The following is a 26,486-nucleotide window of genomic DNA, read 5'->3' as shown; positions in this document are numbered from 1 at the left end:
GGTCTCATGTATAGACTCGATCATTGGAGGACGAGATGAATATCAAAGCACTATCGGCCGTTGTAGCCATCAGCGCATCCCTTGCAAGCGGTGCCCTCTTCGCCCAGCAAGCCGCTGGCGATCACCAGCCTTCCAACAGCAAGTACCAGTCCGAAGTAATGAAAAAGGCACCTAATCAGTCAGAAGATGCCACCGTCAAGGACCCGAACAGCAACAACGAATATAAGGTAGGCAGCGAAGCGCCTGATAAATATCAGCGTGATACCTACCGAATCAAGGATTGGAAAGCCCACGGCCTGAGCGCTCCCGAAGAGAACCAGCACTGGGTCAAGATCGGTAACGATTATGTGCTCCTGAAAGACACCGAAGGCGCGATCATCAAGATCGTCAAAGGGCAGGACTCGAAGAAGTAACAGCGGGCTGATCAAGCCTGTCAGTACTACGCATAAGGGCCGGAACAGTTACCGGCCCTTATTGTTTGCACTCTTCATACGTTTGGCCTTTATCGACTTACTCCTTAGCCTGCGCCCTTGTCTATCAGCTAAATCAGGCGAGCACCTACCAGAATGTCCGCCACGGCCTGAAAGGTCGCTTCCGGCACTCCTTCTCCGGCTGTCCGCTGGGCAATGCGCTCAGCCAGTCCTCCGTTAACCGCGTAAGGGAGTCGCAACTGCTGTGCGTCCTGAATCATCTGGTGGGATTGCTCGGGTTCTGCACGGCAGACAATGACCGGCACCGGTGTCTCGCCCCTGACATATCTCAGCCCTACGACCCACTGCCCAGGCGCACCAATAATGAGCGAGGCATGCTGCAGGCCACGCTTGGCTGAAAGGCTCTGCATGTCGCGGCGTAACCGCTGGCGCTCACGCTTGACCATCGGGTTGCCGTCAGTGTCCTTGAGTTCGCGCTTCTGTTCGCTCTTGGTCATGCGCATTTCCCGAGCAAAGAGCCAGCGCTGCATCAGCACATCGAAACCGCCTACGATCAAAAAAGCGATGATAGCCGTGATGACCAAAGGTTTTAGAAGCCCCAGAAACGTGGCATACAGGCAGGAGGTACCGCAGTAGGAAGACTCCACTAGCCGTTGCAGCCCCAGCCGGTAGACGATGATGAACGCCACCGCCATTGCGCAGAGCTTGATAAGCGCCTTCAGAAATTCGATAACGCTGCGCATGGAAAAAATACGCTTGAAGCCAGCAACCGGATCGATCCGCTCATACGTTGGCTTCACCGGCTCGGCCGAAAAGACCATACCGCGCATGACTACAATATTCGTCAGAATCACTGTGACTACCGTGACAGCAAACAGCGGTAACGTGGCGGCCATCAGGACATCAAGCCCCAGCATTTGCAGCCTTGGCCAGACCTGGGTGAATGGCTCGACGTAGATTCGGCCTGCCTCAAGCAACAGCGCCTCCACACGCGCCTCGATATCGGGCGCTATCACGACCACGCACAGGGTGCAGGCCAGGATAACCATACCGGTTACCAGATCCTGGCTTTTGGGCAGTTGTCCTTTCTTGCGTGCATCACGCAGTTTCTTGGCTGAGGCCGGAAGGGATTTTTCCTCAGTCTGTTGACTCATGACACCACTACCTGAAAGCGCCTGTTCATTGCCCTAGCCCTCAGAGACGGCCTGTTCCAACCAGTCGAATACCTCATACAGGCTACCCAGCTCCGATAACATGAGCGGCACAAGGAAGGATGCGTAAAGCACCATCAAGAACGAAAACAGCAGATTCTTTACCGGGAGAGACAGATCGAATACATGCAGCTGGGGCGCCATACGGGAGAGATAGGCCAGCATCATGTCAGCCACTAGCAGCGCCACGACAATGGGTGCGATCAGCAACACCCCGATCTGCATCACACGGTCCAGTATCCGCACGATCTCCAGCGCCGTGTTTTCTACCACGATCGGGCTAAAGGTCAGGGTCGGCCAGAGGCCATAGCTGCGGTAATACCCATCCACCATGAGCGTAAAGCCCCCAGACATGAAAAACAGTGTGATCAGGGTAACCGTCAGAAGCGTGGAGGAAATGCTCGTCTCACCGGCGCCCAGTGGGTCTACCAATTGGGCCATGGTAGACCCACGCTGAAGATCGACCAGCTCACCTGCAACCTCTGCAGCCCAGAACGGAATACCGAAGGCAAGACCAATCACCAAGCCAATCGCCATTTCCTTGATCAGCAGCCCTGCAATGGCAAAACCAGTCGGTGCGTCTGCCAGCGAAAGCCCGGCATAGATGACTGGCGCCACCGGAATGGCCAGCACGACGGCTACCGCCGAACGGATCATGCCGGTCAGTCCCAGGCGATTGAATGCCGGACTGATGATGACCATGCCCAACGCCCGTGCCACTGCCAGGCCAAAGGCCGCGAGGAAGGGGTAGACATAGTCCAGAAGCGCCTGGGCAACGGCAAAATTCACGTCAGTGCCTTACCGTGTCCAGGCTGCGAAATTATCGAGCATCCGTTCGGCCAACTGCCCCACTTGCCCGGCCAGAAGCGGGCCGACCAGGATCAGCACAAGCAGCACAGCCACCAGCTTGACGGCCTGCGGCAGCGTTTGATCCTGAATCTGTGTAAGAGCCTGCATGAGCCCTACCCCAAAGCCGATCACGATGGCGACGATCAGAGCCGGCGCCGACAGGAGCAACACGGTAAGCAGTGACTCCTTCATCAAGGAAAGAAACAGATCCTGTCCCACCTCAGCCTCCGTAACTCATGATCAATCCGTGCATCAGGCGTGACCATCCTTCAACCGCCACGAACAGGAAAATTTTCAGGGGAATGGAAATCAACGTAGGCGACACCATCATCATGCCCATGGCCATGAGGGCATTGGAGACGATCAGGTCGATCACCAGAAACGGGATATATAAAAGAAAGCCGATCTCAAATGCGCGGGTCAGCTCCGAACTGACAAAGGCGGGAATGAGTACAACCAGATCATCGTCCCGTAAGTCTGCCCGCGCCTCCTCCGACCAGATGCTCTCTGTCGCCTGCATGAAGAATGCGCGCTCATTATCATTGGCGAACCTCGAAAGATGGTTCTGCAATGGCTGGCGAAGCGCTCCGGCGGCTGCTTTGACACCGTCCACGCTCTCCAAACTGATCGGTTGATGCTCCAGCTGCCGGTACATCTCACCTACCAGCGGAGTGGTCACATACACGGTCAGAATCAAAGCAATACCGTACAAGACGAGGTTCGGCGGCGTTTGCTGAATGCCCAAGGCATTGCGGATCAGAAACAAGACGACAGAGATCTTGAGAAATCCCGTCATCGTGACGACTGCAAGCGGAACCAGCCCGATCGTCGCAACAACAATGATGATCTCAATCAGGTTGGGCTGAAATTCATCCATGTGTTGATAGGCTCGTGATCCGTACGCCTAGCCCTTCGCCAATCCTGACCAGGGTACCGCGGCCGAGTCGGCGGCCGTTCACAGTGATCTCAACGGCCTCGTCAGTCGAGTCCGGAAACGCAAGGATGCTTCCTTCCGACAGCGCCTTGACCTCACCTAGCGGCAACTCCAGCCGCCCCGCCTCACATACCAATGTAACAGGCACCTCCCCTAATGGATCGTCCTCGGCGGTTGTTTTATGCATGGACGTATCACTCATGTCCCATTCCTTACTAACAGACGTTAAAACCAATCCGGTTTGCAGCTGGTATCCCGAGGCCACTACTGCCAGAGGCGCCCTGAGCCGGTTTTCAACCGATATCCAGGCGCCCTGGTTCGAGCGCAGCATCACTACATCACCAGGCTGCAAACCTTGCAGTTCACTCAGGCGCACCTGCTGGCTGCCGGTGCAGAGCGTTACGGGGAGCCGCAGCTGAGAAAGAGGCAAATCACTGGCAGGAAATGTTTGATCGAGGCATGGCAAGAGCGGACCAAGGGTTGTGGCTGAAAGATCCAGCATCACGGGATAGGTCTTGTCCCGCAGCGTTACCTGAAACGAGAGCCGTATGGGATGAGGAATGTCCACGGGACTGGCTGCGAATCGAATGGCGAATCCGGTGGATTGCTCAATGGGCTGAATAGAGGTCAGGAGCGCCTGCTCGATCAGCAAGGCCCGGAAGCGCGCCGGAGCGCCGATGCCCTCCAGTAGCGCTCCGCCAAGTGCCTGAGCCAGTGATGACGGCAGCTGCAGACAGGCTGGCTGCTCATCGAACATGAGCGGAAACGACAAGGCGGACTGGATGGGCTGGGAGTTCCATGCAAGCCGAACGCTGACGGGATGACCTGTAATCTTTCCCTGCCAGTCTTCACGCGAGCGATACACACGATTGGCAAGCCTGACGTCTTCGAGTGTGACAAGGGGAAACACCAGAGGGGCAACCTCTTCACTCGTGCAAAACTCATCACCAGCTGATGTATCGGTCATCCACATCACGGGGTCTTCCTGGCTTGCGGGCGATCTTCCGTCTCGATATCAGCCTGCATCTCTTCTGCAAGACGCATGTTTTTATGCTCATTGGCCAGTAGAAGGCTGACGGCCTGCCTCGCTTTCCAGCACTGGTTACGCGTTTGCAGGGCTTCGCTACGCCTGAGCAGCGCCATGGCATGCTGCTCGTCCAGTCGGCGGAGTTCGTCCTCCAGATCCATCCGACGTCCGGTCAATGCCTTGAGCGCCTCGTCCACCTGCTGTACTTCACGATGCCCAAAGGCTCCATGAGCCAGAGTAGCCATCAGCTGCGCCTCCTGCTGACGCTGGTCGACGCAATGGGCGTGATGCTGTTTCCGGGCATTTGCAGCAGCCTCCTGCGCCTCGCTGGAGCGCTCTGTAGCAGCTGCCAGTGCTGCCATGGCACGTTCTTCACGCCGTGTGCGCAACGCAATCAACACATTCAGACGGCTTCTGGAATGGGTCATGATGCAAGGCTCGCCAAGCGCCGCACGGTTTCGGCGAACGCCGCGCGTTCCTCGGTAGGCTGCCGTAAAAAGGCTTCGATCGCGCCCTGTTGCGCAATGGCCTGATCTGTCATGGCGTCGCTGCCAGTCGTGTATTCACCCACCTTGAGCAGCAACTCGATGTCGGCATAGCGCGCCATCAGTTCACGTACCTGGCCCGCCCATCGGCGGTGCGCCTCGGACGCAACCGTGTCCATTAAACGGCTACGACTACGCAACACGTCGATGGCTGGGAAATGATTGCGTTGAGCCAACTCTGCACTCAGCACAATGTGTCCATCCAGAATGGACTTGGTTTCTTCGGCGACGGGATCAAGGGTGCCGTCCCCTTCAGTCAGGACGGTATACAACGCAGTGATCGTTCCGTGCTGCCCGGGGCCGGCCCGTTCGAGCAACCGTGGCAATGCGGCAAAGAAGGATGGCGGGTACCCTCGTCGAGTAGGCGGCTCCCCTGCCGCCAGGCCGATCTCCCGCTGCGCACGGGCATACCGGGTAATGCTGTCCATGAGCAGCAATACATTCTTGCCCTGGTCACGGTAATACTCGGCAACGCTGGTCGCCACGTAGGCGGCTTTGACGCGCTCGATGGCAGGCCGATCCGAGGTAGCCACCACCGCTACGGTACGCGCCCGTGCCCGCCTGCCCAATTGAACATCCAGCAGTTCGCGCACTTCGCGGCCACGCTCGCCAATCAACCCCAGAACAATGATGTCCGCCTCGGTGCCTTTGACAATACTGGCCAACAAAGAAGACTTGCCGATACCAGGTTCACCAAAAATCCCGACGCGCTGACCCCGGGCAACCGTCATGAGTCCATCAATGGCGCGAATACCTAATTGCAAGGGCTCCTTGATCAGGCTTCGCTCGAACGGCGCTGGCGGCTCGGCCTGAAGCGGATAGCGGCGCGTATCATGCCCATCAGCTGTTCCTTCGACACGATCCAGCCGCTCGCCGGTCGGACTGATAACCGCGCCGAGCAAATGATCACCTACGGTGATTGTCATCGCCTGACCGGTGGAGATAACTTCTGTACGGGTCGACATACCCTCCAACTCACCCACCGGTGTCAGCAGCGCCTCATCATGCTCGAAGCCGATGACTTCAGCGGGAATCGTGCGTCCCGTGAGCGGGTCGCGCAAGTAGCAAAGCTCGCCAACCCGCGCCTGGATCAACATGGCGTGCACCATGATCCCGCGAATACACTTCACACGTCCGCGTACCGGACGCGCCTCTGCCCGATCCAGGCGCGCTTTCAAGCTGGGGATGATCGTCTGGAGATCTAACACTTCCAACACCGACTCCTGCATTACACCGCCTCAGACTCGCCAGGGCTGACCAAGGCGGTACGAAGCGCGTCCAGCTGCATGTCTAGGCTGGCATCCACCACAGCGACAGGACTGGCGATAACGCATTGAGTCGCTGTGAGCTGGGCATCGGGCTCGACGCGAAATGAGGCTGATGATCCAGCCCCTCCCAGCAGCATTGCTTCCACGTGGGCCACATGCTCTGGCGCTACCCTCACGGTTATCGTGTGCTGACCACGAAAGGTCATCAGGGCTTCGCGAGCGACACGGGCCACTAGCTCGCCGGGCTCAAACTGGCCCAGAACGCGGCGGACCACATCCAGAGCGAGGTCGGTCAAAGCCTCCGGCAGACTGGCCAAATACTGATCCATTTGGCGGGTGGTATTCACCAGTATCTTGTTTGCCGCCTCGATGCCGGCGCGCTGGCCTTCAGCGTAGCCTTGAGTGCGGGCGGCATCGACTTGCGCCTGTGTACTGGCCAGCAGGGCATCCGCTTCCTGTCGAGCCTGCTCGAGAAACGTGTAGCCATCCATCCATTGGGCGGCCTCAGCTTGCCGAAGAATGGTTTGGGTAGGTTGACGAGGCAGTTCGCTCAAGAAGCCTTCCTCACTGTTGCATAGGCCTGAACATGCGGCGCTATACGCCTGACGATGGCGGGCCCGCGTTGCAGCAGGTCCGTCGAAAGTGCGCGGCTGTAAACAGGCTCATCCGTCACCTTCAGTCGCAGCCAGGCGGCGAGCGAGGTAGGTTGAGCAGCCAGCCAGGCGGCGATACAGGCCTCTCCATCCAGCTGAACGGCCCGCTCCAGTTCATCGAGATCGGTCAGAACGGTGGAGGTGCTGGCCAGATCGGCATTGGTTACGGCCAGGGCGAATAAGTCCTCACCAAAGCGCGCTTTCAGCGTACGCAAGGCCGACGCTCTGATCTCCTGGGTGAAGGAGCGTCCATGAAGGACCACACCACACGGCACCACAAGTGCAGCAAAGTGTTCCGGCGCCAGTAACGCAATGGCCAAGTCCTCTTCAACGGGCGGCTCTACCTCATTTAACGGTGGCAGCGCGAAGTGATCCTGGAACAAACGCTCAAGTCGAGACTGAAACCGTTGTTCGGCCTGGATGGCGGCCACGATGGAATACTCGCCCCACTCACTGAAGCACTCAGCAACGTGCTTGCCGTGTACGAAGCGCAAAGGGTTGGTCTTGAAGAGGCTCCATCCGTTTTCACCACGAAACAACGGCAGTTCTGCAGACTGTGTCAGGCTCATTTCAATGGCACCAATTCGTAGGGTTGAGTACGCCGGGACTGCCACACCACGTAAACCAGTGAAGTGGCCAGCGCCAGCACGAGGAAAAGCAGCCCGCCCGTGATCCAAGCGGCCTTGCCGACGTTCGATTGAAGCATCCAGACCCCCATGAACGAAGCCAGGGGTTCGCCCTCTTGGGAGCCTTCGACCCGCTTGACCGCCTCGACCGGTACGACTGAAACGTTCTGATAAGTCAGGCCCGAAATGCTACTAGCGACCAGAGTCTTGATCTGTGGAATCAGCGGATTGATATCGAGCCCCGGTTCATACCGGATAAAAACCGATGCGGAAGATGGCGTGACATTGCGTTTAAGCAGGTCATTATCGGGCAATACCACATGCACCCGGGCCGACAGCACTCCATCGACCTGCGATACGGTATGAGAGAGTTCTTCGCTCAGGGCATAGATCATCTGAGCACGTTCCTGAACAGGCGAAGACACCAGCCCATTGCTCTTGAATACATCGCCCAGGTTGGCAAAGGATTGCCCTGGCAAGCCAGCTTCGTCGAGGATATGCATGGCCTCGGCAAAGCGTGCCTCGTCTACCTTGACGGTAAGACGGCCGTCCTTCTGAACGACGCGTTCAGCAGAAATGCCGCGCCGCAACAACTCCGCCACCATGCTGTTCGCATCGCGTTCTGAGAGGTTGGTATACAGGTCCGTTTTACATCCTTGCAGCAACGCCACCAGCGTGAGCAGTACTACCGCTTTTGCAAACCATCCGTTCCAACCGGTCATCTTATTGACCACGCAGCAGGGTGTTGGCCGCCCCGGAAACCTGGGTCGCGCCTCGGACAACCATCTGGGTTTCGATCGAATGATCGAACATGCGGCTCAGTGCGGTGACAACCTTGTCCATCTGGCTGTCCGGAAGCGCCGTGCCTTCGGCCTGGGGGCTATGGAGCACCGGACTGAAGGTCTGCGTCTGATCGACACCGCCGTTGGCCCGTTCAGCGAAGCGATGGGAACGATCCAGAAAGCCATCCAGCCGCTCCATCAATCCCTGGCTCAGTTGAGCCGGGCTTGCTCCCTGAGGAAGGCCCTGGGCATGCATCGCCATGTGCTCGAAGAGATTCTGGGCAGCCTGCGCGGCAGGTTCCGGCATGGGCTGCGGGGCTACAGGAGGAATACTGACAGTCATGAATATCTCCAGACACACGTCGATAATGCACAGGGCCGCCAGACTTACTCGTCCGACATCGCCTCGTTCAGGATTTCGTTCGCACGGGGCATGATGATCATCTGCCCGGCGACGGTCACCGCACCGTCCACTAACTGCTGGGTGAACTCTTCATCGGTCATGCCGGTATCAGACGACTCGAGCGCAGCATCGAATGTCTGCTCGCTGTTAGTGACGCTGCCGGTACTGCTGTTATCTATGGGTGCTGTTGCCATGTCCTTCTCCTTGTCTGTGAGGGCCAAAAGGCCAGATGTTCAACCCTGTCCGCTAAAGACTTCGGTTTCCGCGCCACCCCTAAAGATACGAATGCCCTGGCTTTTTCCCCTCGAAATAACGGGCCTTTCCAGGCCTTCGAGACTGCGCTGCACGTAGCCAATGTAGGCAGGCGGCCCGGATACGCTCAGAACCGAGCGGCCGGGGTTGAGCTGTATCGATACGTTCTCGCCTACCAGGCCCAGCTGGTCGAGCACGCCTCTCAAAGCCTTCTGATCGAACCGGCGGGTATCGATGACCTGACTGATCAGCTCGCGGTTGGCGTTCACATGCAGGGCGCTGCCGTCGTAGTACCAGACCAGCCCCTGGGTGGCGCTGATACGCGAGAGAAACTCACCCGCGCGCTCCGCCCGCACACGGCCCTGTACCCGGCCCTTGACCTGATCGGACAAGACCACAGGCAATGACAGATTACGACCGAACTCCATCAGTACGCCGCGTACATCCTGATCAATCACAACGTAGTGATAGGGCTGGTCCAGCCAGACAGGTTTCTCTGTCTGTGCCCAGCCATCAAGCGCAACCCCTGCAAGCGCAAGCAGGCAACACAGTGAACGTAAACAGCGAGCGGTAAAAACAGGCAACGGCATGGCTTGCTCGTTCTTCTTCATCTCTTCCATACCCGGCTCGATGCCACATACGACTCGAACCGATGGCAGACAGTGATCCATCCCTGTACGAAGCAAACCAAACGACGACTCCGGCTTATCCTTTATCCGGAACGTTCGGACACTTTCTCGATGCCCCGAGTATGGTGAGGCTTTGTGACAAGCCCGTTGCAAGTCACCCAATGAGTGTTGTCTGTATCACAGAACCAGGGCGGTACAGGACAAGCCTCAAACACAGCCGGGCGCTGTCATCGCGCTGTCATGTTTGTCCGGCCAAATGCGCAGGATGTGGCTCTTTGCAGTCAAAACATGGAGTGTGATTTTGCCTACCTCCCGCCCTACCCGGCTCGTCCTGGCTGTTGTGTGCTCCTGGCTGGCCGGTTGCAGCTCTGCACCTTCCAATCCTCACCCTGATCTTCAGCTGGACAAACTGGCATCCGACATCGAACGCCGGGGCGACCCTGCCACCGCGTCGGCCCTGTATGCACGCGCGGCTCAACAGCAGCAGGACGCTCCCGCGTTCATTCGCCTGGGTAATGCCCGGCTTGGCAGCAGAGATGCCAACGGTGCCGCCCAGGCCTTTCGCGAGGCTCTGATAAAGGAACCCCATAATCCCGACGCGCTGTTGGGATTTGGTAGTGCCCAGCTACGGCTCGGCAATGCCAGCAGTGCGGCAAATGCGCTGAAGGAAGTTGCCCCGCTCAAGAAAACGGCCAGTATCTATAGCAAGCTGGGCACGGCCTACAGTCTGTTGGGCCAGCCAGCCGCAGCGGAAACAGCCTTTTCCCAGGCGCTTGAATTGGCGCCCGGCAATCTGGACATTCAAAGCAATCAGGCCGTCGCCATGGCGTTGGGAGGCTCACCGGATCGTGCCGTCACACGGCTGCGTGAAGTCACCCGCTCCCCTCTGGCCATGCCAGGCCATTACCGCAACCTGCTTCTGGCACTGGTACTAGCCGGTCACGAGCAGGAGGCTACGGGCCTGGTCATTCCCCAAACGACACCGGCTCAAAAAGCCCGGCTGCTCGAAGAGGCCCGGCAGATCAAGTCCCTGCGCGACCCGATGCAACGCGCCCAGGCAGTAGGGCTTATCGCCACTCATCCCAATTAAAAATGCTCGCCAGACCTGATCTGACGAACATCATCACATTCCGGCAGCGTTACGGTTTGCCGCTTCCTGCTCGAGCCGTTGCCGCCTGATGTCATCGGCAGTGTGGCCGGTGATATAAGCTTCTGCCGCACGCGCTACCGGAGCGGCCATGGCGGGTCCCATCGGACGACCACGCTGTAGGTCAGTAGGTCGCTCGATCATTCTGGCCAGATTAAGCGCATTGGCGCAGCCCATGGGTAAACGATCGGGCGCTGCCGCCGTTTCGGGACTCAAGCACGCACGGGGCACCCATACCGCCTGACCGTTGCGATCAGCCAGACGGACATAATCCGATGCATAGGACACCGGCTCCAGCGAGCACCCCGCCAGCAGCATGACAGCCGCGCCGAGCACAGCAAGGGAGTGTCTCGAATCAATCCACATAAAACCCGAACTCCGAGTAAGGCTTGGTGGGCGTGGTAGACGTTCGCGCCAAGTGCTGTGCAGGATTGGACGCGCTCGGATCAAGTGGCGTAGCCAGCGTGTGGTCTGACTCAGGCTCGACAAGGTACGGCGTGATCAGAATGACCAGTTCGGTTTCGTTGCGCTGAAAGCGTTTGGACTGGAACAATGCGCCCAGGATCGGAACGTCACCCAGCATGGGAAGCTTGTCCATGTCCTGCGCGCTGTTGCGCTGGAAAAGACCGGCGATGGCAAATGTCTGACCACTGCCTACCTCAACACGCGTATCGGCCCGCCGGACCTGGAACGTTGGCACACTGGTGCCCGCTATCTGCACAGCACTGGTCGTTGAAAGACTGCTGACCTCGGGGCGAACCTGCATGGCGATACGCCCACTGGGAAGCAGCGTAGGCGTAAAGAGCAGCGATACACCAAATGGCTTGTATTCAATACCTACCAGGTCACGACTCACAGGAACCGGTACCGGCACTTCGCCCCCTGCCAAAAAACTGGCCGTTTGCCCCGTTACCGCCGTGATGTTTGGCTCTGCCAGAATTTCGAGAATGCCGTTACTTTGCAGCGCATCGAGTAGCACATCGATATTGGCGCTGCCGGAGCTGTAACCTGCCGAGATCAGATTCGTGGCCCCGGCTACTGCCGACTGCGCCAGCGGACCGCCTGTCACCAGCCCGAACGAAAACGAACCACGGGTAATGAGCGCATTCCAGTTCACCCCATACCGCAGCAACTGCTCGCGTGACACCTCGGCGAAACGTACCCGGATATTGACCTGGGGCGATTCAGGATAAGTCGTGGTGTTCAGGGGTGGCGGGCCACCGGCTGGTGTCTGGCTATCGAGTAATGCATTTATATCCAGCGCCGACGCAACATCCTGGGTGGCTCCCTTGGCTATCAGCCGCTTGCCGGATTGCGCCACCGAAACGCTGCTGCCTGGCTGCAATGCCTGTACGGCCTCCTTGATCGGCCCGACATTGGGCTGGACCTTGAGCTGCCAGGTGCCTTGAATGTCCTCGTTTGCACTTAGGGCAATCAGATTCGTTTCGCCACTGGTCTTGCCATAGACATACACCACTCCCGGCGAGACAACGCGCAGATCGGCAATGGCAGGATCAGCGACAAATACCGACTCTACCGGCGCCTTGAATTTCACAATCTGGCCCTCCCCCGAGGCGAGGTAAAGCACACGCCCCTCAGAACTCGCCCCCTCAACAGGTTGCGCAACGGCCCACCCGGGAGCCAGCCAGCCGCCGAACAGTAAAAGACAACCGAAACCGATAATCAGCCATTGTCTTAACGTCGGTCTCGGCACACCCCCTGCCTGCCGGTAATCATCAAACACCCTCACCATCCTTTCTGTTCCCTTACAACGGTTGTGGAGCCGTCAACGATTCCGTTACGGTGTGTGGCAAGGCCGCATTGGCCTCCGGTAGCGTGAGCGTCGTCAGCGACTGCACGGTGAATTCCCGGGTCAGGTCCTGGTAGCACAGCACGGGAACATCCAGATCATGCCGGGTCAGCAACTGCCGGAGCGGGCGACGGATGTCTGCCGTCACCATGACCACCGGATTCAGATCATGACTGGCAGCGTCATACGCATGCTGAAGCTGGATCGTAATAGTGCGGGTCAAGTCGGGCGGCAGCACCGTAGGGCGGCCTTTATCACTACGGCGCAGTGGCGCCCGTAGTGCCTCTTCCAGGTCTCGGGAAAAGACATAGGCCGAAATGACGCGGTGACTGTCGGCGTACGCATAGCAAATCTGCCGGGCTAGCGCAGCACGGACGTGCTCGGTCAGAATGGGCGTATCCAGATCACGCGGTGCCCACTCCACAATCGCCTCAAGAATGGCGCGGCGGTTGCGGATGGAAATATGCTCACTGACCAGCCGCCTCAGCACATCCGCGATTCGCTGCAAGGGCAGCACACGGAGGGCCTCCTTAACGAGCTCGGGATACTGCTCTTCCATCTCGGTCAGGATCTGACGGGCCTCCTGGATACCCAGGAATTCAGCCGCATAGCGGCGTAAGGTCTGATCCATGCAGGCGTCAAACGTCTGCGCCAGATCCAGATGCCCTACCCCAGCCTCTACCAGCGTGGCAGCCTGTTGTGCATCCACCCACAGGGCAGGCTTACGGCGTAACAACGGGGCCGAGGCTGTATGCTCGATTGCCAGCAGTTCGAGATGAACTTCATCGTCCTGCAGCAGCACCGCATCAGGGCGGATAGCTCCCTCCATGACGGGCACGCCCTCCAGATCAATCCTGAACCGCTCCGCCACGGCGTTGCGGTCAATGCGCAAGCCGATACGGGGAAGCTCGACGCCCAAGTCCTCACTGATCTCGTAACGAGTACTGTCCAATCGCTGCCTGAGCGTATTGAGCGAGACCTGTGACACATGGGCTTTACTAATCCATAGCGTAATGCGGAAATGACCCGTGTCCTCTACATCTTGTATTGGCTCAGCCGTAACCTCACGTGGTTCCGGCTCCTCCTGAGCAGCCGGAACTTGTTCCGCGGTCTGTTTACGCCGATGCATGTAGAAGGCCGTTCCGCCCAGGACCAGCGAAATGGCAATGAATACAGGCGCCGGGAATCCTGGAATAAACGCAACGCCCAGCAGAATGGCAGACGTCAGTGCCAACGCCCGCTGGTTGGCGCTTAGTTGACTAATAATTTCCGTGCCGAGATCTGTCTCTGCATCGGTTGTTACGCGCGTGACTACCGTGCCTGCGGCAACCGCAATCAACAGGGCAGGAATCTGGGCGATCAACCCATCGCCTACGGTTAATAGCGAATAGGTATGCACCGCCTCGCCAAAGGGCATGCCCCGCTTGATCATACCGATCAGCAAGCCACCCAGCAGGTTCACGCACAGGATGACCAATCCGGCGATCGCATCTCCTTTCACGAATTTCATGGCACCGTCCATGGCCCCATAGAGCTGGCTTTCCCGCTCCAGGCGTGAGCGACGTCGACGGGCTTCGGCCTGATCGATATCACCATTACGCAGATCGTTGTCGATACTCATCTGCTTGCCTGGCATCGCATCCAGAGTAAAGCGAGCCGCCACCTCGGCCACCCGCTCGGCGCCCTTGGTGATAACGATGAACTGCGCCACGGTAATGATCAGAAAAACTACCAGGCCAATGACCACCTCACCGGCAATCACGAAATTGCCAAATGCCTCGACAATATCCCCCGCTTCTCCGTTGAGCAGGATCAACCGGGTAGTGGTAATGGAAAGCGACAGGCGAAACAGCGTACTGAGCAGAATCACCGGCGGGAGTGCAGAGAAATCCACTGAATGCGACACGTAGAACGCAACGACCAGAACCAGCAGACTGAACGCGATATTGGTGCCGATAAGCACATCGACCATTACTGTGGGGAGCGGGATGATCATCATCACGATGGCCAGCATCATGAACAGTGCAATGACGATATCGGTACGCTGTGAGGCCATTACAGCCAGGCGGTTCAATCTGGCGAGCACGTTACGGCCCTCCGACTATCCAGATATTCACGAAAACAGCGTCGTGCCTCGTCTTTGGCACCCAACGCCCATAATGCGCGGCTACGCAGAAACTTGAGCGGCATGCTTGACCCTTCAAGCTGCTCCAGCCTTCCGATAGCAGCCAGTGCCCGCTCCCCATCACCAGTGGCAATAAAGCCATTGGTGAGCGTACGCAGCAAAGCGGTATCTGCCGGGTCGATCTGAATAGCCAGAAGCAGATAGATCAGCGCTCGTCGCTGTTGTCCGCTGCGTAGATACAGAGCGCCAAGCGAGTGCAGCAGCTGTACTGCCTCGCGATCCTGTACGTTCATAAATCGTCGATCTCGCTCAACCGCATCCCAAGCTCCCGACGTTGCTGGATTTCCTGCTCAAGCAGGCTGGCAGCAAGTGCTTTGATCTCCGGCTCGGCGTCCAGCCGAGGCAACACCGTATCAATGATGTGTTCCAGCACCTGAAGCGAATGGCCAGGGCTGAAGATGCCAGGGTCGTTAACGGGAGGGCCGATCAGCTCCGCCAGTTCGTTACGCAGGGATTTGAATGGAGTCCGGTTGCGCAGGCGCAGCAGCGAATCGAACACCTCACTCTGCCTGGCCCTGGCAACCGAGCTGGCCCGACGCAAGGATTCGCTGGACGCCTCTTCAGGCCGCTGCAGATCCAGCGGTCGGCTGGTATCGATTCTCATCGAAAAGGCCTCCCACCCAGGGGTTGTGTAAGCAATGGCAGCGTCATAGGGTCAGGGCAAACTCGTGGCCGTTGCGACTCAGGACAATCCGCTGTGGCTCTATCCCCTTGAGCACCCAGCCATCGTCCAGCGATGCGCCGGGGTAAAGACGTGTACCAGACTCACTAACCACATAAGGATCCTGTCCCAGCCATACCGCCTGGAACCTGACACGGGGAGAAACCGGCGCCTTGCGTAGCGTGACCGAGCTGACCAGTACATGGCTGCTGCCATATTCACCATCGAACCACTTCTGGATATCGACCCAGGCTGGCTGCTGAGCAGTATCAATTTCACCAGAGAGCATAAAATGGCGACCTTGTGATTTCACATGGAGCGCGGAAAGTCCAGCGGCCTCAAGTCGGGACAGCAATTGCCGGGCAACCTGATCGTCCCGCACTACGGGCTCCTGACCAGCGCCGCTGTCGAGTGCCGGGCTAACTGGCGCGTTGGCAATAGGCGATAAGCGATCTTCGGCTTCGCTGGTGCCAATCAGCGTATACAGGCCTAGCAATACCGCCGCGCCAAAAAGTGCCATCATACCGGCGTGGGTAACAGGCCATCGTTTGGGAGGCGCAACCAACTTTGTCAGCGGAGCAGATAAGCGGATTCGAGCCTCCCCAACGGATAACTCGACCGGTAATGGCAGGCGCAGCCCCTTGCCCAAAGGAATTCGTTTTTCAGCCGTGAATACATCGCCTCCAATTGCCTCAACGGCGACTGTATTTTTCTCCAGACGCAACACGGCATGGCGAGGCGCAACGCCTGCATCCCTGAGCACCAGATCCACCTCGTCGGAGGCGCCCAGGCAATAGGCAGGTTCATCCAGCGATACCGATACGCCGGTATGCAGTCCCGCAATGACCTCAAGAGTAGGCACTGCAGGTTTTGAGCCGGGAAGAGAAGACATTGCGGACATCATTGTTTTGCCTGACCCGGCACGCATGGCAAGGCCAGCCTGCATGCAGGTCCAATCTGGAAAGCTGTCTGAACAAACAGACGGCGCCACAAGGCGCCGCCCGCCCACACCTTAGTTCTGAGGACGCTGTTTGGTCGCGTCAAGCTCAGTTTTCTTCTCGGTGGTGATCTCAGTGATCTTCGCGGATTTTTCGATGGCGGCATCGAAAGCGGCAGTCATTTTGTCGATAGCAGCGTCGGAAGAACTGGTGCTGGTCGGAGTAACATTACTCATATCAATATCTCCTTATTGAAAGAAATTAGACATGCGCCAACTGCTACTACACGGCTGCAGAGAAGAGCATATTTCCAGCAACGTCCTGATTCTTTCGAACCCCAATCGCTGCCAGACGAGTGAATGTTGCCCCGCAAGGCATGAACATTTAATTACACGAATATTAAGAATTATAAATAGCTGCAAACCGACCCTTCATATAATGACCTTTAATGTCTTAACGCCATGATTTCCAAGCAATTAAGAATCCTTTGTCGCTTTATCGGTCAAGATTGCAACGCACTAATTATGCGAACAGATTCACTAAGCAGCATATTCAAACAGTTAATTGAGTAAATATTTGTAAATAACCGCTAACAAGCAGATGCTTATATATGAGCTAAGCGAGTATTGCTTTGTATAAAGCATTACTCGCTTAGCAAACAGCATATGAATAAGATTTGGCAATGCCCCGCACATGAATTGAAAATAGAGTCTTTCAGTCATCGAAACGGAACATATTCCATTCAACCAATGCGTTAGTCTGTTGACCCTTATTTAATCCACCTTCTGCGTACATATTGTGAGTGTCCGTTTACCACTCAACGCTTTTGATAAGTAGACGAGACTAACGCTCGCGCCACGGCGGTCGAGTCCCCACGGGCCGTCCTGGGGCTGCGCTTACGGTCGGGCGCGGTTTTAAGGTACAGCCCCAGGCGCGGAATGATTTCCTGGCGGGGCACCTTGTCCGAGCGCTCAGCCTGAGCGTTTTCTGCATCAAACTCTTCGAGCGCATCGACCCGCGGCCACGGCTGCTTCTCATCCAGTGAAACAAAAATCGGCAGATTGGCGTGAGGCATGGCGTCATAACGAGGGCTTTTGGAGAAATACAGCATCACGCGCGGGTGGGGCGCAATAGGACGGTAGCGATGCAGTTCGGCCTTTGCATCCAGAAACCCCAACGCCTTGAGCTCAAGCCTCAGATTGCGTTCCTTGTCCATATCAGCCTTGGCCACGGCATCAGCCAGCTGCGTTTCGATCTTTTCGATCACATCCTTGACAGGGATGCTTTCCGGGGCAGCCGTTTTGCCCGCCCAGGTGAACAGGATACGCCGTGGCACCCCTTCAAACACCTGGATATGGCGCTCGATCTGCTTGATGACGATCGGCAGCTTGAGAATGCTCCGAAGATGCTTTCCCTTGGATAGCGATTTCAGGTTCATGGAGGCCGTTTCCTGAGCCAGAACCTCAAGAAAACGATCACGCGCGGCATTGGCCTCACGGGCGTACTCCAGCACTGACTGCGAAACGCCGATCCACCCTGGGAGCCGCATGACGGTACTAGGGTGCTGCCCCTCCTCCTGCTCGAATTGCAGGATGGCCTTTTTCGCAGCCTCGATGGCAGGCTCACCCACTAGCTCCATCGGTGTGATTTTAGTCTGGCCTTTAGGCTCCTTGTTGATGGGAAGCAACCAGACTTGTGCATGAACCACCGCCGAAGGCCACGTTGCGTTGAAGGCTCGCTGAGCTTCTACCATTTCCTGCCACGCTTCGCGCACGTCAGTGATCATGAGCACCTCTTTCCTCAATAAGTAATACCAACATTCATTATAGCCGTCTCATCCCAATCTGACCGATTAAACATATTCACAATCAGATAAAGCCATTGTCGATGCGCCTATTAACCTGCACTAAGCTGCAACAGGCTGGAAATTCGGCTCGCTTACTTATTATCAGGCTGGTATTACAAGACAGGGTTCCGTCTACCTCTCTAGTCAGCTTCAACGTATCGTTTGATCGGCTCCGTCATCGTTTTGCAAGGGATAAAAGGTACTTACGTTCGTCGCTTCCAAGGCACTTTTTCTTTTCCAAACTATCGGTCATTAAGCAAGGCATATATTTGCTGACCTTGCCCTTTTCACATTCGAATCGGTACGAGCTTATGCTCAGACCGATGGTGATACGCCGTGACATGAGGAGTCTTGAGATGTGCAGCCCCCTTTATTTCAGCCGCTATTCACTGCGGAACCTGCTCATCATCACTGATTACTTCCCGGCAATAACTTCCCCTCTGGGCCCTTGATGGAACGGGCCCTTTCGCGGCAGCGAGCTGTTCAAAGCTCGTTTTGGCCCGCTCTGCGGGCCTTCTTTTTTCTGCATGTTCAGACGACATTTACAATGCTCACGCCCAGGAGCCCGCGCATGCCGTATGATTGGCTCATGATGCTTTCCAGCACGCTGCGACCTGGGCAAGGCTCGATATACATGGGAGCTGTCCCTTATGTTCAAACTCGCTTACGCCCCTTACAAAACCTGGACGACTATTCCTTCGCTCGGCATTCGCATGCACGCCCGCACCTGGCTAGCCCATGAAGATGATCCACATCAGGTTCCAATCATCCTGATTCATGGCCTGGCGCTTTCAAGCCGCTATATGGTCCCGCTGGGGAGACGTCTCGCATCGATGGGTCATGACGTCATGGCACCCGATTTACCCGGTTTCGGGCGCTCGCCTGCGCCGCGGATGTCCAAGTGGCCAGCAGGTCCGGATGTCAGAGAGCAGTCGAATCATCTGCTGGCCTGGATGGATGCCAACGGAATCCACAAGGCGGTGCTATGCGGCAACTCCGTAGGCGTACAAATCGCCGTTGAAATTGCGGCACGCTTTCCGGATAGAGTCGAGCGCCTGATCCTGATCGCACCTACGCCAGACCCGGCCTATCGGACACCGGCGCGGCAGTACGCCCGCCTCGTCTTGAACATGCCGTTCGAGGCACCTTCGATCAACCCGCTGATGCACATGGAGTATCTTTCCAATGGCCTACCGCGCATGGTTCAGCAGCTTCGCAGAACGGTGGACGACCCCATAGAAAACCGTCTGTCCCACGTGCATGTTCCTGCCCTTGTAATCCGTGGCCAATACGACAAGACCCTTACCCAGCAGTGGGCAGAGGAATTCACCAGTCTACTTCCCAACGGCAAACTGGTGGTTGTAGAAGGCGCGGCGCACAACGCGCACTACACCGCCGCGCCGCTCATGTCGCAGCTGGTCCATCGGTTCATCACCGGTCGTTTCGATACCCGGGCAACCGACATGAGTAATGAAATTGTCGTCTCTGGCATGGATCAGGGTCGTGATCGGCTGGCGCCAGCCAAATTATTATCACCTCGCATGCACGGCCTTCTGGACTATGCCTCAGCAGGCCTCTGTCTGGCGTTGGCAGGTGTCAACGAGTGGGGACCGCGCACCCGCCAACTGTTTGCCGTTGCAGGACTTTCAACCGCAACCTACAGCCTTCTGACCAACTACGAGTATGGTCTGGTGCGCAAGCTGCCCATGACGGTTCATCTCAATATCGATACCTGCAGCGGATTGAAGCTCCTTCTGGCCGCCGCTACCTTGCTTCGCGGCGAGCCCGTAACCGGACGCTGGGCCGTTGCGGCTCAAGGTACGTTCAATCTGCTGGCTGTGGCGGCAACACGAGTTCCAATGGGCCCGGCTCGCCTGGTGCCGGTGCAAAACCTGAGCCTCTGCGCTCCTACGGACTACCACCCGGCTACCGCCGATGAGAACACCTACTCCCAATGACGTAAAACGCAGCTCACAACTTACAGGGAGACATGGCGCCTGCGCCTAGCCACAACAGGCATAGGAGGCGCAACCAGGCGAGCTGAACCGTGGAGTTGCCCAACGATAGGCGTTGGGCAACTCGTTACCTTCGAACGTCATGAACTCCATATGGGCCGCAAGGGAGCCATTTACCAGGCGCATCCACAGCTCGGCTGGAAGCGTGTTGAAGTAGCTGTCCATATCCGACTGCGACTGCCATTGGCCATACACCAACCAGCAGTTTTCCTCTTTCGGCGATGGCATGACGGTAAAGGTGAGACACGTCTGCCCTGGATAAGGCAATCCCCTGAGACATGCCCTGAGGGCTGCGGAGCGCCCGGTGCGGGCATGGATCAAGAGCAACGATGTACAAGGCGATGCGGACATGAGTCCTCCTCCGAGATGAAGTGCCACGGGTTGAAACCGGAAGCCCTTAATAAGGGCTCGCGGTCGGCCTGACGATAATCTCGCTTACGTCCACTTCAGCAGGCTGTTCAATTGCAAACGCAATGGCGCGCGCGATGGACTCCGGTGAAATAGCCCCTCGGCGAAACGCGTCCATGGCTGCCTGAGCGGTTGGATCGGTGATGGTGTCAGCCAGCTCAGACTCCGTTACCCCGGGCGAGATCACAGTGACGCGGATATCGGCTCCTACCTCCTGACGCAACCCTTCGGAAATGGCCCTGACGGCAAACTTGGTTGCACAGTAAACCGCGGCAGTAGGACTGACAGCATGCCCGCCAATCGAAGACAGATTGATGAACTGTCCGCTACGCTGCTGTTGCATGACCGGCAAGCCCGCCGCAATCCCGTGGAGCACGCCCCGAATGTTCACATCGATCATGCGATTCCATTCGTCAACCTTGAGCGCTTCAAGCTTGGAAAGCGGCATCACACCCGCATTGTTGACCAGCACATCCAGACTTCCGCCCTGCTGCTGAGCGAGCTGCACAAACGACTCCATATCCTCCAATGCGGTAACGTCGAGCCGGCGGTAGTCAGCCTTGCCGCCCTGCGCCCTGATTTCAGCTACCAGGGTCTCAAGCCGCTCTGTACGACGCGCCCCTAGAATGACGAAGCCGCCCTGTGCCGCCAGATACCGTGCGGTTGCTTCGCCAATGCCACTGCTTGCGCCGGTAATTGCGATGACCTTGCCTTCTAGACCTTTCATACGAATCTCCTTGCCTGTCAGTGAGGGCGGCCGGTGTTGCCGCGTTAGTGACAAGGCTAGAGCCGAAAGGCATTCAGACGTTAGACGGATCCTGCTCGCTTCTTGCCTGATCCTGCACGGAGAAGAATGCAGTGGGCCAGGGAGCGCCTGTCCAACACGATTATTCGCGCTCTGCAGGCAAGGTTGGACTACGCTGGCTTTCACAATCCTGCGGACCGCGGGCGTACCATGACAGGATCAGGCAAGAAGTCAGCAGAATTGATATAACCCTGCATTGCCACTTTTGGTTATCGTGACGCCTGACTTGATCGGTACGCCTGTGCACGCCGATACAATGGGAACCGCTAGCTTCAGGGGATCAGCATGGACTGTGTAACGCATGAATCCACGCATAGTCGAGACACGCTTCAGCAGCAGGAACTGGCAGCGCTGATCGATCAGCTTACGTTGACGGATGGCGCTCATACCACCCGGATCGACGGTCTTTGCCTGATGCGTGCAAGCCAGCCCTCAGACCCTGTGCATGGGATCAGCAACCCCAGCTTTTGTGTCATCGCACAAGGTCGCAAGCAGGTTACGCTTGGCGATGAATGCTTTACCTATGACCCGCTGTATTACCTGGTGGGCTCCGTCTCGCTTCCTGTAACTGGCCAGATTATCGAGGCTACCTCCGAGCGCCCCTATCTCTGTATTCGGATCAACCTGGACCCGGCAGAAATTACCCGCCTGATAGCCGACGCCGGCCCAACAGGTGTCCCCGTCGTACCAGCTCACCGGGGCCTGTACGTCGAGCGCGTGGATAATGCCATGCTCGATGCCGTGACTCGACTGGTTCGTCTCTTGCACACCCCGCGTGACGCGGCGATGCTGGCCCCTCTGGTGCTACGAGAGATCTATTATCGGTTACTGCGTAGCCCCCAGGGATATCGACTGTACGAAATGGCAATAACGAACAGCCAAACCCACCGTGTAAATCGCGCCATCAACTGGTTGAATCAGAACTACATCGAGCCGTTGAAGATCGATGAGCTTGCCCGGCGCGTCAATCTGAGCCCTTCAACGCTGCATCATCGCTTCAAGGCGGTGACTGCAATGAGTCCACTGCAATATCAAAAGCAGCTACGCCTTCAGGAAGCCAAGCGCCTAATGCTCCATGAGGGCATCGATTGCTCGTCGGCAGCGCACCGGGTGGGTTATGAAAGCCCCTCTCAATTCAGCCGCGAATACAGCCGGTTGTTTGGCGCGCCGCCCATGAAGGATATGGCCCGTTTAAGAGCGAGCGCGTAGTAACACCTGACGTCCTACCGCCCGCACTTAGAACCTTGCGCGCACCTAGCACGGCAGACTACCCCGGCGGGATTAGACCTTTGTCTAACCAACAGCAATGACCTATCGGTCAAACCCAGCATTTCTCTGCTCCGCTCTTATCAATCAGGTCATTACGCCACTATAGGGCGCTTGTACCCTGGGTTTGAGCTTAATCGACACCCTTAAAAGCTTGTAAGAGAATATTTCCAGCGAAGGGTTTCCTTACAGGAGTCTTGGCGAAACTCGTAAGATACGACAACTTACCGCCTCCAAGAAAAAGGCGTCGTTGACATCGCAGGTAAGCACTGTTAAAAATTTCGCCATCTAGTCGTATGATGTCTTACGACTCAAAATAATACTAATAACCAGGAAACTGACATGGCGACCAGTTCTGTAGAGAATCAGCGTTTGAACCGTATCCTTCTCACCGGCGCCGCAGGCGGTCTCGGGAAGGTACTCCGCGAAGCCCTTCGCCCTTACGCTGAAGTGATTCGGCTTTCCGATATCGCCAACATGGCACCCGCCGAAGGCCCCCATGAAGAAGTCGTTCCGTGCGACCTTTCTGACAAAGCCGCCGTCGATGAGCTCGTCAAAGGTGTAGATGCGATTCTGCATTTTGGCGGGGTTTCGGTTGAGCGTCCTTTCGAGGAAATCCTGGAAGCCAACATCAAAGGCGTCTTCCACATTTACGAAGCGGCACGCCGCCATGGCGTCAAGCGCGTCATCTTCGCCAGCTCGAACCACGTCATCGGCTTTTACAAGCAGACCGAACGTATCGATGCCAGCTCGCCGCGCCGCCCAGACAGCTACTACGGGCTGTCCAAATCCTATGGTGAAGACGTCGCCAGCTTCTATTTTGATCGCTATGGCATCGAAACCGTTAGCATCCGTATCGGCTCCTCCTTCCCCGAGCCGCAGAACCGCCGCATGCTGGCTACCTGGCTGAGCTACAACGATCTGACCAATCTGATCGCCCGCTCCCTGTTCACGCCCAATGTTGGCCACACCGTCGTGTTTGGCGCTTCCAAGAACCGTGACGTGTGGTGGGATAACCGCCTGGCCGCTCACTTGGGCTGGGAGCCACAGGACTCTTCCGAGCAGTTCCGCGAGAAAGTCGAAGCAGAGCCGGCTCCGGCGGCGGATGATCCGTCCATGGTGTATCAAGGCGGCGCTTTCGTCGCCTCGGGTCCGTTTGAATAAGTACGCCGTTGCTTGCGATGGATCAGGACGATCGGACTGAACAAGAGAGATAAGAATGATGCAAGCTGAACTGATTCTGGATGCCCGCAACGGTACGGGAGAAAGCCCGGTCTGGAACCCACGGGAACAGGCGCTCTACTGGGTCGATATCCCTGCTCGTACCCTCAATCGCTGGAGTGCTGCCGATGGCAGCACCCGCGCATGGCTGGCTCCGGAAATGATCGCCTGCGTGGCACGCTATGACGGCAGTGACACTGCATGGTTGGCAGGCCTTGAGAGTGGTCTGTTCAAGGTAGAGATCACCAACGGAGACACCTTGCAAGCCACAGCCCTGGCCAACGTGACGCACCCGACCGGAAACATGCGCTTTAATGATGGGCGCTGTGACCGCCAGGGTCGCTTCTGGGCGGGAACCATGGTCATGGATATGGCAGCTGCAACACCGGCGGGAAAGCTATACCGCTTCCCTGAGCAACACTCGACTGCAGCCGATGGCCTGACCCCGATTCTGGAAGACCTTATCGTACCCAACGGCCTGGGCTTCAGCCCAGACGGCCGGACCATGTATCTGTCCGACTCGCATCCCAATGCACAGCTGATCTGGGCATTCGACTACGACACGGATACCGGCACCCCTCACAACCGCCGTCTGTTCGTTGATATGAACAATTATCCTGGTCGCCCTGATGGCGCCGCGGTGGATGAGGACGGTTGCTATTGGATCTGCGGTAATGATGCTGGCCAGATCCATCGCTTTACCCCTAATGGGAAGCTGGATCGTTCGCTGACCGTACCGGTAAAAAAACCGGCCATGTGCGCCTTTGGCGGACCGGGCCTGGATACGCTGTTCGTCACCTCCATCCGACCTGGCGGTGATCTATCTGATCAACCTCTGGCGGGCGGTGTGTTTGCCTTGAGGCCTGGCGTGAAAGGCCTGGAAGAGCCGACGTTCAGAGGATAGAACAACGCCTTCTACTACCGCTGTACTCCTCATAACAAAGACAAGATGTACTAAGGAGTTATCTCATGAATTTCAAACGTAACCTGTTGGCCGCTGCATGCTGTGCGCTTCTGACTCCCGCAATCGCGCTGGCTGATATCACCCTGAAGTCTTCGGACGTTCACCCAGCGGGCTACCCGACGGTCGTTGCCGTCGACAACATGGGTAAGAAACTCAAGAAGGAAACCGACGGCGAACTCAGCATTCGCATGTTCCCCGGCGGTGTTCTGGGTAGCGAAAAGGAAGTGGTCGAGCAGGTTCAGCTGGGCGCGATTCAGATGGCTCGCATTTCCATCGGCTCGGTAGGCCCGGTAGTGCCGGAAGTCAACGTGTTCAACCTGCCCTTCGTCTTCCGCGACGAAGCGCATATGCGCAAAGTGATTGATGGTGAAGTAGGCCAGGAGTTGCTGGATACCGTAACCAACTCCAACTTCAATCTCGTGGCCCTGGGTTGGATGGATGGCGGTACTCGCCATCTGTACACCAAAAAGCCGGTGCGCAAGATAGAAGACCTTGGCGGCATGAAGATCCGTGTAATCGGCAACCCGATCTTCATTGACACCCTGAACGCCATGGGCGGCAGCGGTATTGCGATGGCAACCGGTGAGATCTATAGCGCCTTGCAGACCGGCGTGATCGATGGCGCGGAAAACAACCCGCCTACCATGGTTACGCAGAACCATTTCCAGGTAGCCAAGTATTACACCCAGACAGGTCACCTGATCCTGCCGGAAATGCTGGTCATGTCCAAGGCCACCTGGAACAAGCTGACGCCGGATCAACAGGCGCTGGTCAAGAAAACTGCACGCGAAGCGCAGATGGAAGAGCGTGAGCTGTGGGACAAGTACAACGCGGAAAGTGTCGCCAAGTTGAAAGCTGCCAACGTTGAGTTTATCGAAGTTGACCGCAAGCCTTTCTATGACGCCACCGCGCCGGTACGTGAAAAATATAGCCAGCAGTACGGACCCAAATTCGCCGAGCTGGTCAAGCGTGTTGAAGCGGTGCAATAAGGCCTGACGGCCATTACAACAACAACCTGACATGCCCTGCTCGCTCCGAGGTCCTCTCGCAGCGAGCATGCGGCCGCTCGGAGCTTTTCATGAAACATGCTCTTCTGCGTGTCAACGATGTCATCTATACCCTCTGTGTCTGGATAGCGGGCCTGTCAATTCTTGTCATCTCGCTCATCATTCCGTGGGGTATTTTTACCCGTTACGTAATGGGAACCGGTTCATCCTGGCCGGAGCCTATCGCCATTCTGCTCATGTCCATTTTCACGTTCATTGGCGCAGCGCCCAGCTACCGTGCCGGTGCGCACATGGCTGTAGCAATGTTTACCGATCGTCTTCCGCCACTGCTCAAGAAATACGATGCCGTTCTGGTCAATCTGCTGATGACCGCCATCAGCCTCTTCATGACGATTTGGGGTATCAAGCTGTGCATGGCGACCTGGTACCAGTTCACCAGTGACCTGGCCTGGCTCCGGGTAGGGATTGCCTATTCGCCTATCCCAATCGGTGGCGCGCTGACCCTCTGGTTCGTGCTCGAAAGGATCATTTTTGGCGATCAAAGCCAACGGCGCGTCGTGCAATACGATGCGGTAGAAGAAGCGGCCGAAGGAGTTGCCTGAT

The 26,486-nt window shown here is 57.1% G+C and carries 31 protein-coding genes; 8 read left to right on the top strand and 23 right to left on the bottom strand.

Translation table 11 applies throughout. The annotated features are described in order from the left end of the window. The first annotated feature begins 35 nt into the window (after positions 1–35). A complete protein-coding gene (locus AC4LF3_RS09265) occupies positions 36–413 on the top strand; it encodes an RcnB family protein (RefSeq protein WP_010798182.1) in 378 nt (125 codons plus the stop codon). Positions 414–541: 128 nt separating this feature from the next. Here AC4LF3_RS09265 and AC4LF3_RS09260 read toward each other — a convergent pair whose 3' ends face one another. Genes AC4LF3_RS09260 through AC4LF3_RS09200 form a run of 13 tightly spaced genes read right to left on the bottom strand, consistent with a single transcriptional unit; the run spans position 542 to position 9,667 of the window. Beyond that, the gene (locus AC4LF3_RS09260; protein WP_491835144.1) at positions 542–1,585 is read right to left on the bottom strand and encodes an EscU/YscU/HrcU family type III secretion system export apparatus switch protein; all 1,044 of its coding nucleotides are present in this window, start codon (positions 1,583–1,585) and stop codon (positions 542–544) included. 33 nt (positions 1,586–1,618) lie between these two features. Next, positions 1,619–2,431 (bottom strand): type III secretion system export apparatus subunit SctT, encoded by an 813-nt coding sequence (sctT, locus tag AC4LF3_RS09255; RefSeq protein WP_122042647.1) that lies wholly within the window; start codon positions 2,429–2,431, stop codon positions 1,619–1,621. 9 nt (positions 2,432–2,440) lie between these two features. Beyond that, a complete protein-coding gene (locus AC4LF3_RS09250; protein WP_010798179.1) occupies positions 2,441–2,710 on the bottom strand; it encodes an EscS/YscS/HrcS family type III secretion system export apparatus protein in 270 nt (89 codons plus the stop codon). Between the two features lies 1 nt (position 2,711). Further along, positions 2,712–3,368 carry a type III secretion system export apparatus subunit SctR gene (gene sctR, locus AC4LF3_RS09245; RefSeq protein ID WP_010798178.1) on the bottom strand — a complete coding sequence of 219 codons (657 nt, stop codon included), beginning with the start codon at positions 3,366–3,368 and terminating at the stop codon, positions 2,712–2,714. Further along, on the bottom strand, positions 3,361–4,398 hold the full coding sequence (gene sctQ / locus AC4LF3_RS09240; protein ID WP_491836270.1) for a type III secretion system cytoplasmic ring protein SctQ: 1,038 nt from the start codon (positions 4,396–4,398) through the stop codon (positions 3,361–3,363). Before sctQ ends, sctR begins: the two co-directional genes overlap by 8 nt. Next, positions 4,398–4,880 (bottom strand): hypothetical protein, encoded by a 483-nt coding sequence (locus AC4LF3_RS09235; protein ID WP_416613576.1) that lies wholly within the window; start codon positions 4,878–4,880, stop codon positions 4,398–4,400. Before AC4LF3_RS09235 ends, sctQ begins: the two co-directional genes overlap by 1 nt. Beyond that, complete coding sequence (locus tag AC4LF3_RS09230) at positions 4,877–6,205, bottom strand: FliI/YscN family ATPase (RefSeq protein ID WP_407363377.1); 1,329 nt, start codon at positions 6,203–6,205, stop codon at positions 4,877–4,879. The genes AC4LF3_RS09235 and AC4LF3_RS09230 overlap by 4 nt, the downstream gene beginning before the upstream one ends. Positions 6,206–6,225: 20 nt before the next feature. After that, positions 6,226–6,819: a type III secretion system stator protein SctL gene (sctL, locus tag AC4LF3_RS09225; RefSeq protein ID WP_491835143.1), complete on the bottom strand. Its 594-nt coding sequence runs from the start codon at positions 6,817–6,819 to the stop codon at positions 6,226–6,228. Continuing rightward, entirely contained in the window at positions 6,816–7,487 is a 672-nt protein-coding gene (locus AC4LF3_RS09220; protein WP_434136136.1) for a hypothetical protein, read from the bottom strand. The genes sctL and AC4LF3_RS09220 overlap by 4 nt, the downstream gene beginning before the upstream one ends. Further along, positions 7,484–8,266 (bottom strand): type III secretion system inner membrane ring lipoprotein SctJ, encoded by a 783-nt coding sequence (sctJ, locus tag AC4LF3_RS09215; protein WP_491835142.1) that lies wholly within the window; start codon positions 8,264–8,266, stop codon positions 7,484–7,486. The genes AC4LF3_RS09220 and sctJ overlap by 4 nt, the downstream gene beginning before the upstream one ends. Position 8,267: 1 nt before the next feature. Further along, positions 8,268–8,669 (bottom strand): hypothetical protein, encoded by a 402-nt coding sequence (locus AC4LF3_RS09210; RefSeq protein ID WP_162997631.1) that lies wholly within the window; start codon positions 8,667–8,669, stop codon positions 8,268–8,270. A 44-nt stretch (positions 8,670–8,713) separates the two neighbouring features. Further along, positions 8,714–8,923 carry a hypothetical protein gene (locus AC4LF3_RS09205; RefSeq protein WP_010798170.1) on the bottom strand — a complete coding sequence of 70 codons (210 nt, stop codon included), beginning with the start codon at positions 8,921–8,923 and terminating at the stop codon, positions 8,714–8,716. Between the two features lie 39 nt (positions 8,924–8,962). After that, on the bottom strand, positions 8,963–9,667 hold the full coding sequence (locus AC4LF3_RS09200; RefSeq protein WP_491835141.1) for a type III secretion protein: 705 nt from the start codon (positions 9,665–9,667) through the stop codon (positions 8,963–8,965). 244 nt (positions 9,668–9,911) lie between these two features. Between AC4LF3_RS09200 and AC4LF3_RS09195 the strand changes: the two genes are divergently transcribed. Then, a complete protein-coding gene (locus AC4LF3_RS09195; protein WP_491835140.1) occupies positions 9,912–10,700 on the top strand; it encodes a tetratricopeptide repeat protein in 789 nt (262 codons plus the stop codon). Between the two features lie 33 nt (positions 10,701–10,733). Here AC4LF3_RS09195 and AC4LF3_RS09190 read toward each other — a convergent pair whose 3' ends face one another. From AC4LF3_RS09190 to AC4LF3_RS09155, 8 genes are all read right to left on the bottom strand, one after another. Further along, entirely contained in the window at positions 10,734–11,123 is a 390-nt protein-coding gene (locus AC4LF3_RS09190; RefSeq protein WP_312271131.1) for a CpaD family pilus assembly lipoprotein, read from the bottom strand. Continuing rightward, the gene (locus tag AC4LF3_RS09185) at positions 11,113–12,471 is read right to left on the bottom strand and encodes a type II and III secretion system protein family protein (protein WP_491836269.1); all 1,359 of its coding nucleotides are present in this window, start codon (positions 12,469–12,471) and stop codon (positions 11,113–11,115) included. The genes AC4LF3_RS09190 and AC4LF3_RS09185 overlap by 11 nt, the downstream gene beginning before the upstream one ends. Positions 12,472–12,523: 52 nt before the next feature. Continuing rightward, positions 12,524–14,623: a type III secretion system export apparatus subunit SctV gene (gene sctV, locus AC4LF3_RS09180; protein WP_491836268.1), complete on the bottom strand. Its 2,100-nt coding sequence runs from the start codon at positions 14,621–14,623 to the stop codon at positions 12,524–12,526. A gap of 14 nt (positions 14,624–14,637) precedes the next feature. Continuing rightward, on the bottom strand, positions 14,638–14,985 hold the full coding sequence (gene sctY / locus AC4LF3_RS09175) for a type III secretion apparatus assembly chaperone SctY (protein ID WP_150347488.1): 348 nt from the start codon (positions 14,983–14,985) through the stop codon (positions 14,638–14,640). Continuing rightward, entirely contained in the window at positions 14,982–15,356 is a 375-nt protein-coding gene (locus tag AC4LF3_RS09170; RefSeq protein ID WP_125889054.1) for a hypothetical protein, read from the bottom strand. The genes sctY and AC4LF3_RS09170 overlap by 4 nt, the downstream gene beginning before the upstream one ends. A 43-nt stretch (positions 15,357–15,399) precedes the next feature. Further along, positions 15,400–16,305, bottom strand: a complete 906-nt coding sequence (locus AC4LF3_RS09165; RefSeq protein WP_491835139.1) for a SctD/MshK family protein — start codon at positions 16,303–16,305, stop codon at positions 15,400–15,402. A 120-nt stretch (positions 16,306–16,425) separates the two neighbouring features. After that, the gene (locus AC4LF3_RS09160) at positions 16,426–16,587 is read right to left on the bottom strand and encodes a hypothetical protein (RefSeq protein WP_010798161.1); all 162 of its coding nucleotides are present in this window, start codon (positions 16,585–16,587) and stop codon (positions 16,426–16,428) included. A gap of 581 nt (positions 16,588–17,168) precedes the next feature. Then, positions 17,169–18,137, bottom strand: a complete 969-nt coding sequence (locus AC4LF3_RS09155; RefSeq protein ID WP_122042661.1) for a DNA replication terminus site-binding protein — start codon at positions 18,135–18,137, stop codon at positions 17,169–17,171. Positions 18,138–18,847: 710 nt separating this feature from the next. Between AC4LF3_RS09155 and AC4LF3_RS09150 the strand changes: the two genes are divergently transcribed. Next, a complete protein-coding gene (locus AC4LF3_RS09150; RefSeq protein ID WP_122042662.1) occupies positions 18,848–20,155 on the top strand; it encodes an alpha/beta fold hydrolase in 1,308 nt (435 codons plus the stop codon). Between the two features lie 45 nt (positions 20,156–20,200). On the opposite strand, the gene AC4LF3_RS09145 is transcribed toward AC4LF3_RS09150, so the two are convergent. Next, positions 20,201–20,563: a putative quinol monooxygenase gene (locus tag AC4LF3_RS09145; RefSeq protein ID WP_491835138.1), complete on the bottom strand. Its 363-nt coding sequence runs from the start codon at positions 20,561–20,563 to the stop codon at positions 20,201–20,203. A 46-nt stretch (positions 20,564–20,609) separates the two neighbouring features. Then, the gene (locus AC4LF3_RS09140) at positions 20,610–21,347 is read right to left on the bottom strand and encodes an SDR family oxidoreductase (RefSeq protein WP_491835137.1); all 738 of its coding nucleotides are present in this window, start codon (positions 21,345–21,347) and stop codon (positions 20,610–20,612) included. A 363-nt stretch (positions 21,348–21,710) separates the two neighbouring features. On the opposite strand from AC4LF3_RS09140, the gene AC4LF3_RS09135 reads away from it, so the two are divergent. The 5 genes from AC4LF3_RS09135 to AC4LF3_RS09115 all read left to right on the top strand — a co-directional run bounded on the left by AC4LF3_RS09135 (position 21,711) and on the right by AC4LF3_RS09115 (position 26,485). Then, entirely contained in the window at positions 21,711–22,634 is a 924-nt protein-coding gene (locus AC4LF3_RS09135) for an AraC family transcriptional regulator (RefSeq protein WP_239380747.1), read from the top strand. A gap of 399 nt (positions 22,635–23,033) precedes the next feature. After that, positions 23,034–23,855 (top strand): NAD-dependent epimerase/dehydratase family protein, encoded by an 822-nt coding sequence (locus AC4LF3_RS09130; protein ID WP_010798155.1) that lies wholly within the window; start codon positions 23,034–23,036, stop codon positions 23,853–23,855. Positions 23,856–23,913: 58 nt separating this feature from the next. Next, positions 23,914–24,816 (top strand): SMP-30/gluconolactonase/LRE family protein, encoded by a 903-nt coding sequence (locus AC4LF3_RS09125; protein WP_491836267.1) that lies wholly within the window; start codon positions 23,914–23,916, stop codon positions 24,814–24,816. Between the two features lie 65 nt (positions 24,817–24,881). Further along, the gene (locus AC4LF3_RS09120; protein ID WP_010798153.1) at positions 24,882–25,865 is read left to right on the top strand and encodes a TRAP transporter substrate-binding protein; all 984 of its coding nucleotides are present in this window, start codon (positions 24,882–24,884) and stop codon (positions 25,863–25,865) included. An 89-nt stretch (positions 25,866–25,954) separates the two neighbouring features. Next, a complete protein-coding gene (locus tag AC4LF3_RS09115; RefSeq protein ID WP_010798152.1) occupies positions 25,955–26,485 on the top strand; it encodes a TRAP transporter small permease in 531 nt (176 codons plus the stop codon). The last annotated feature ends 1 nt before the right edge of the window (position 26,486 follow it).

This window comes from Pseudomonas sp. C2.3V (genome assembly GCF_058536325.1).
Note: the sequence above shows the minus strand (reverse complement) of the source record. Positions and strands in the feature narration are given on the sequence as shown.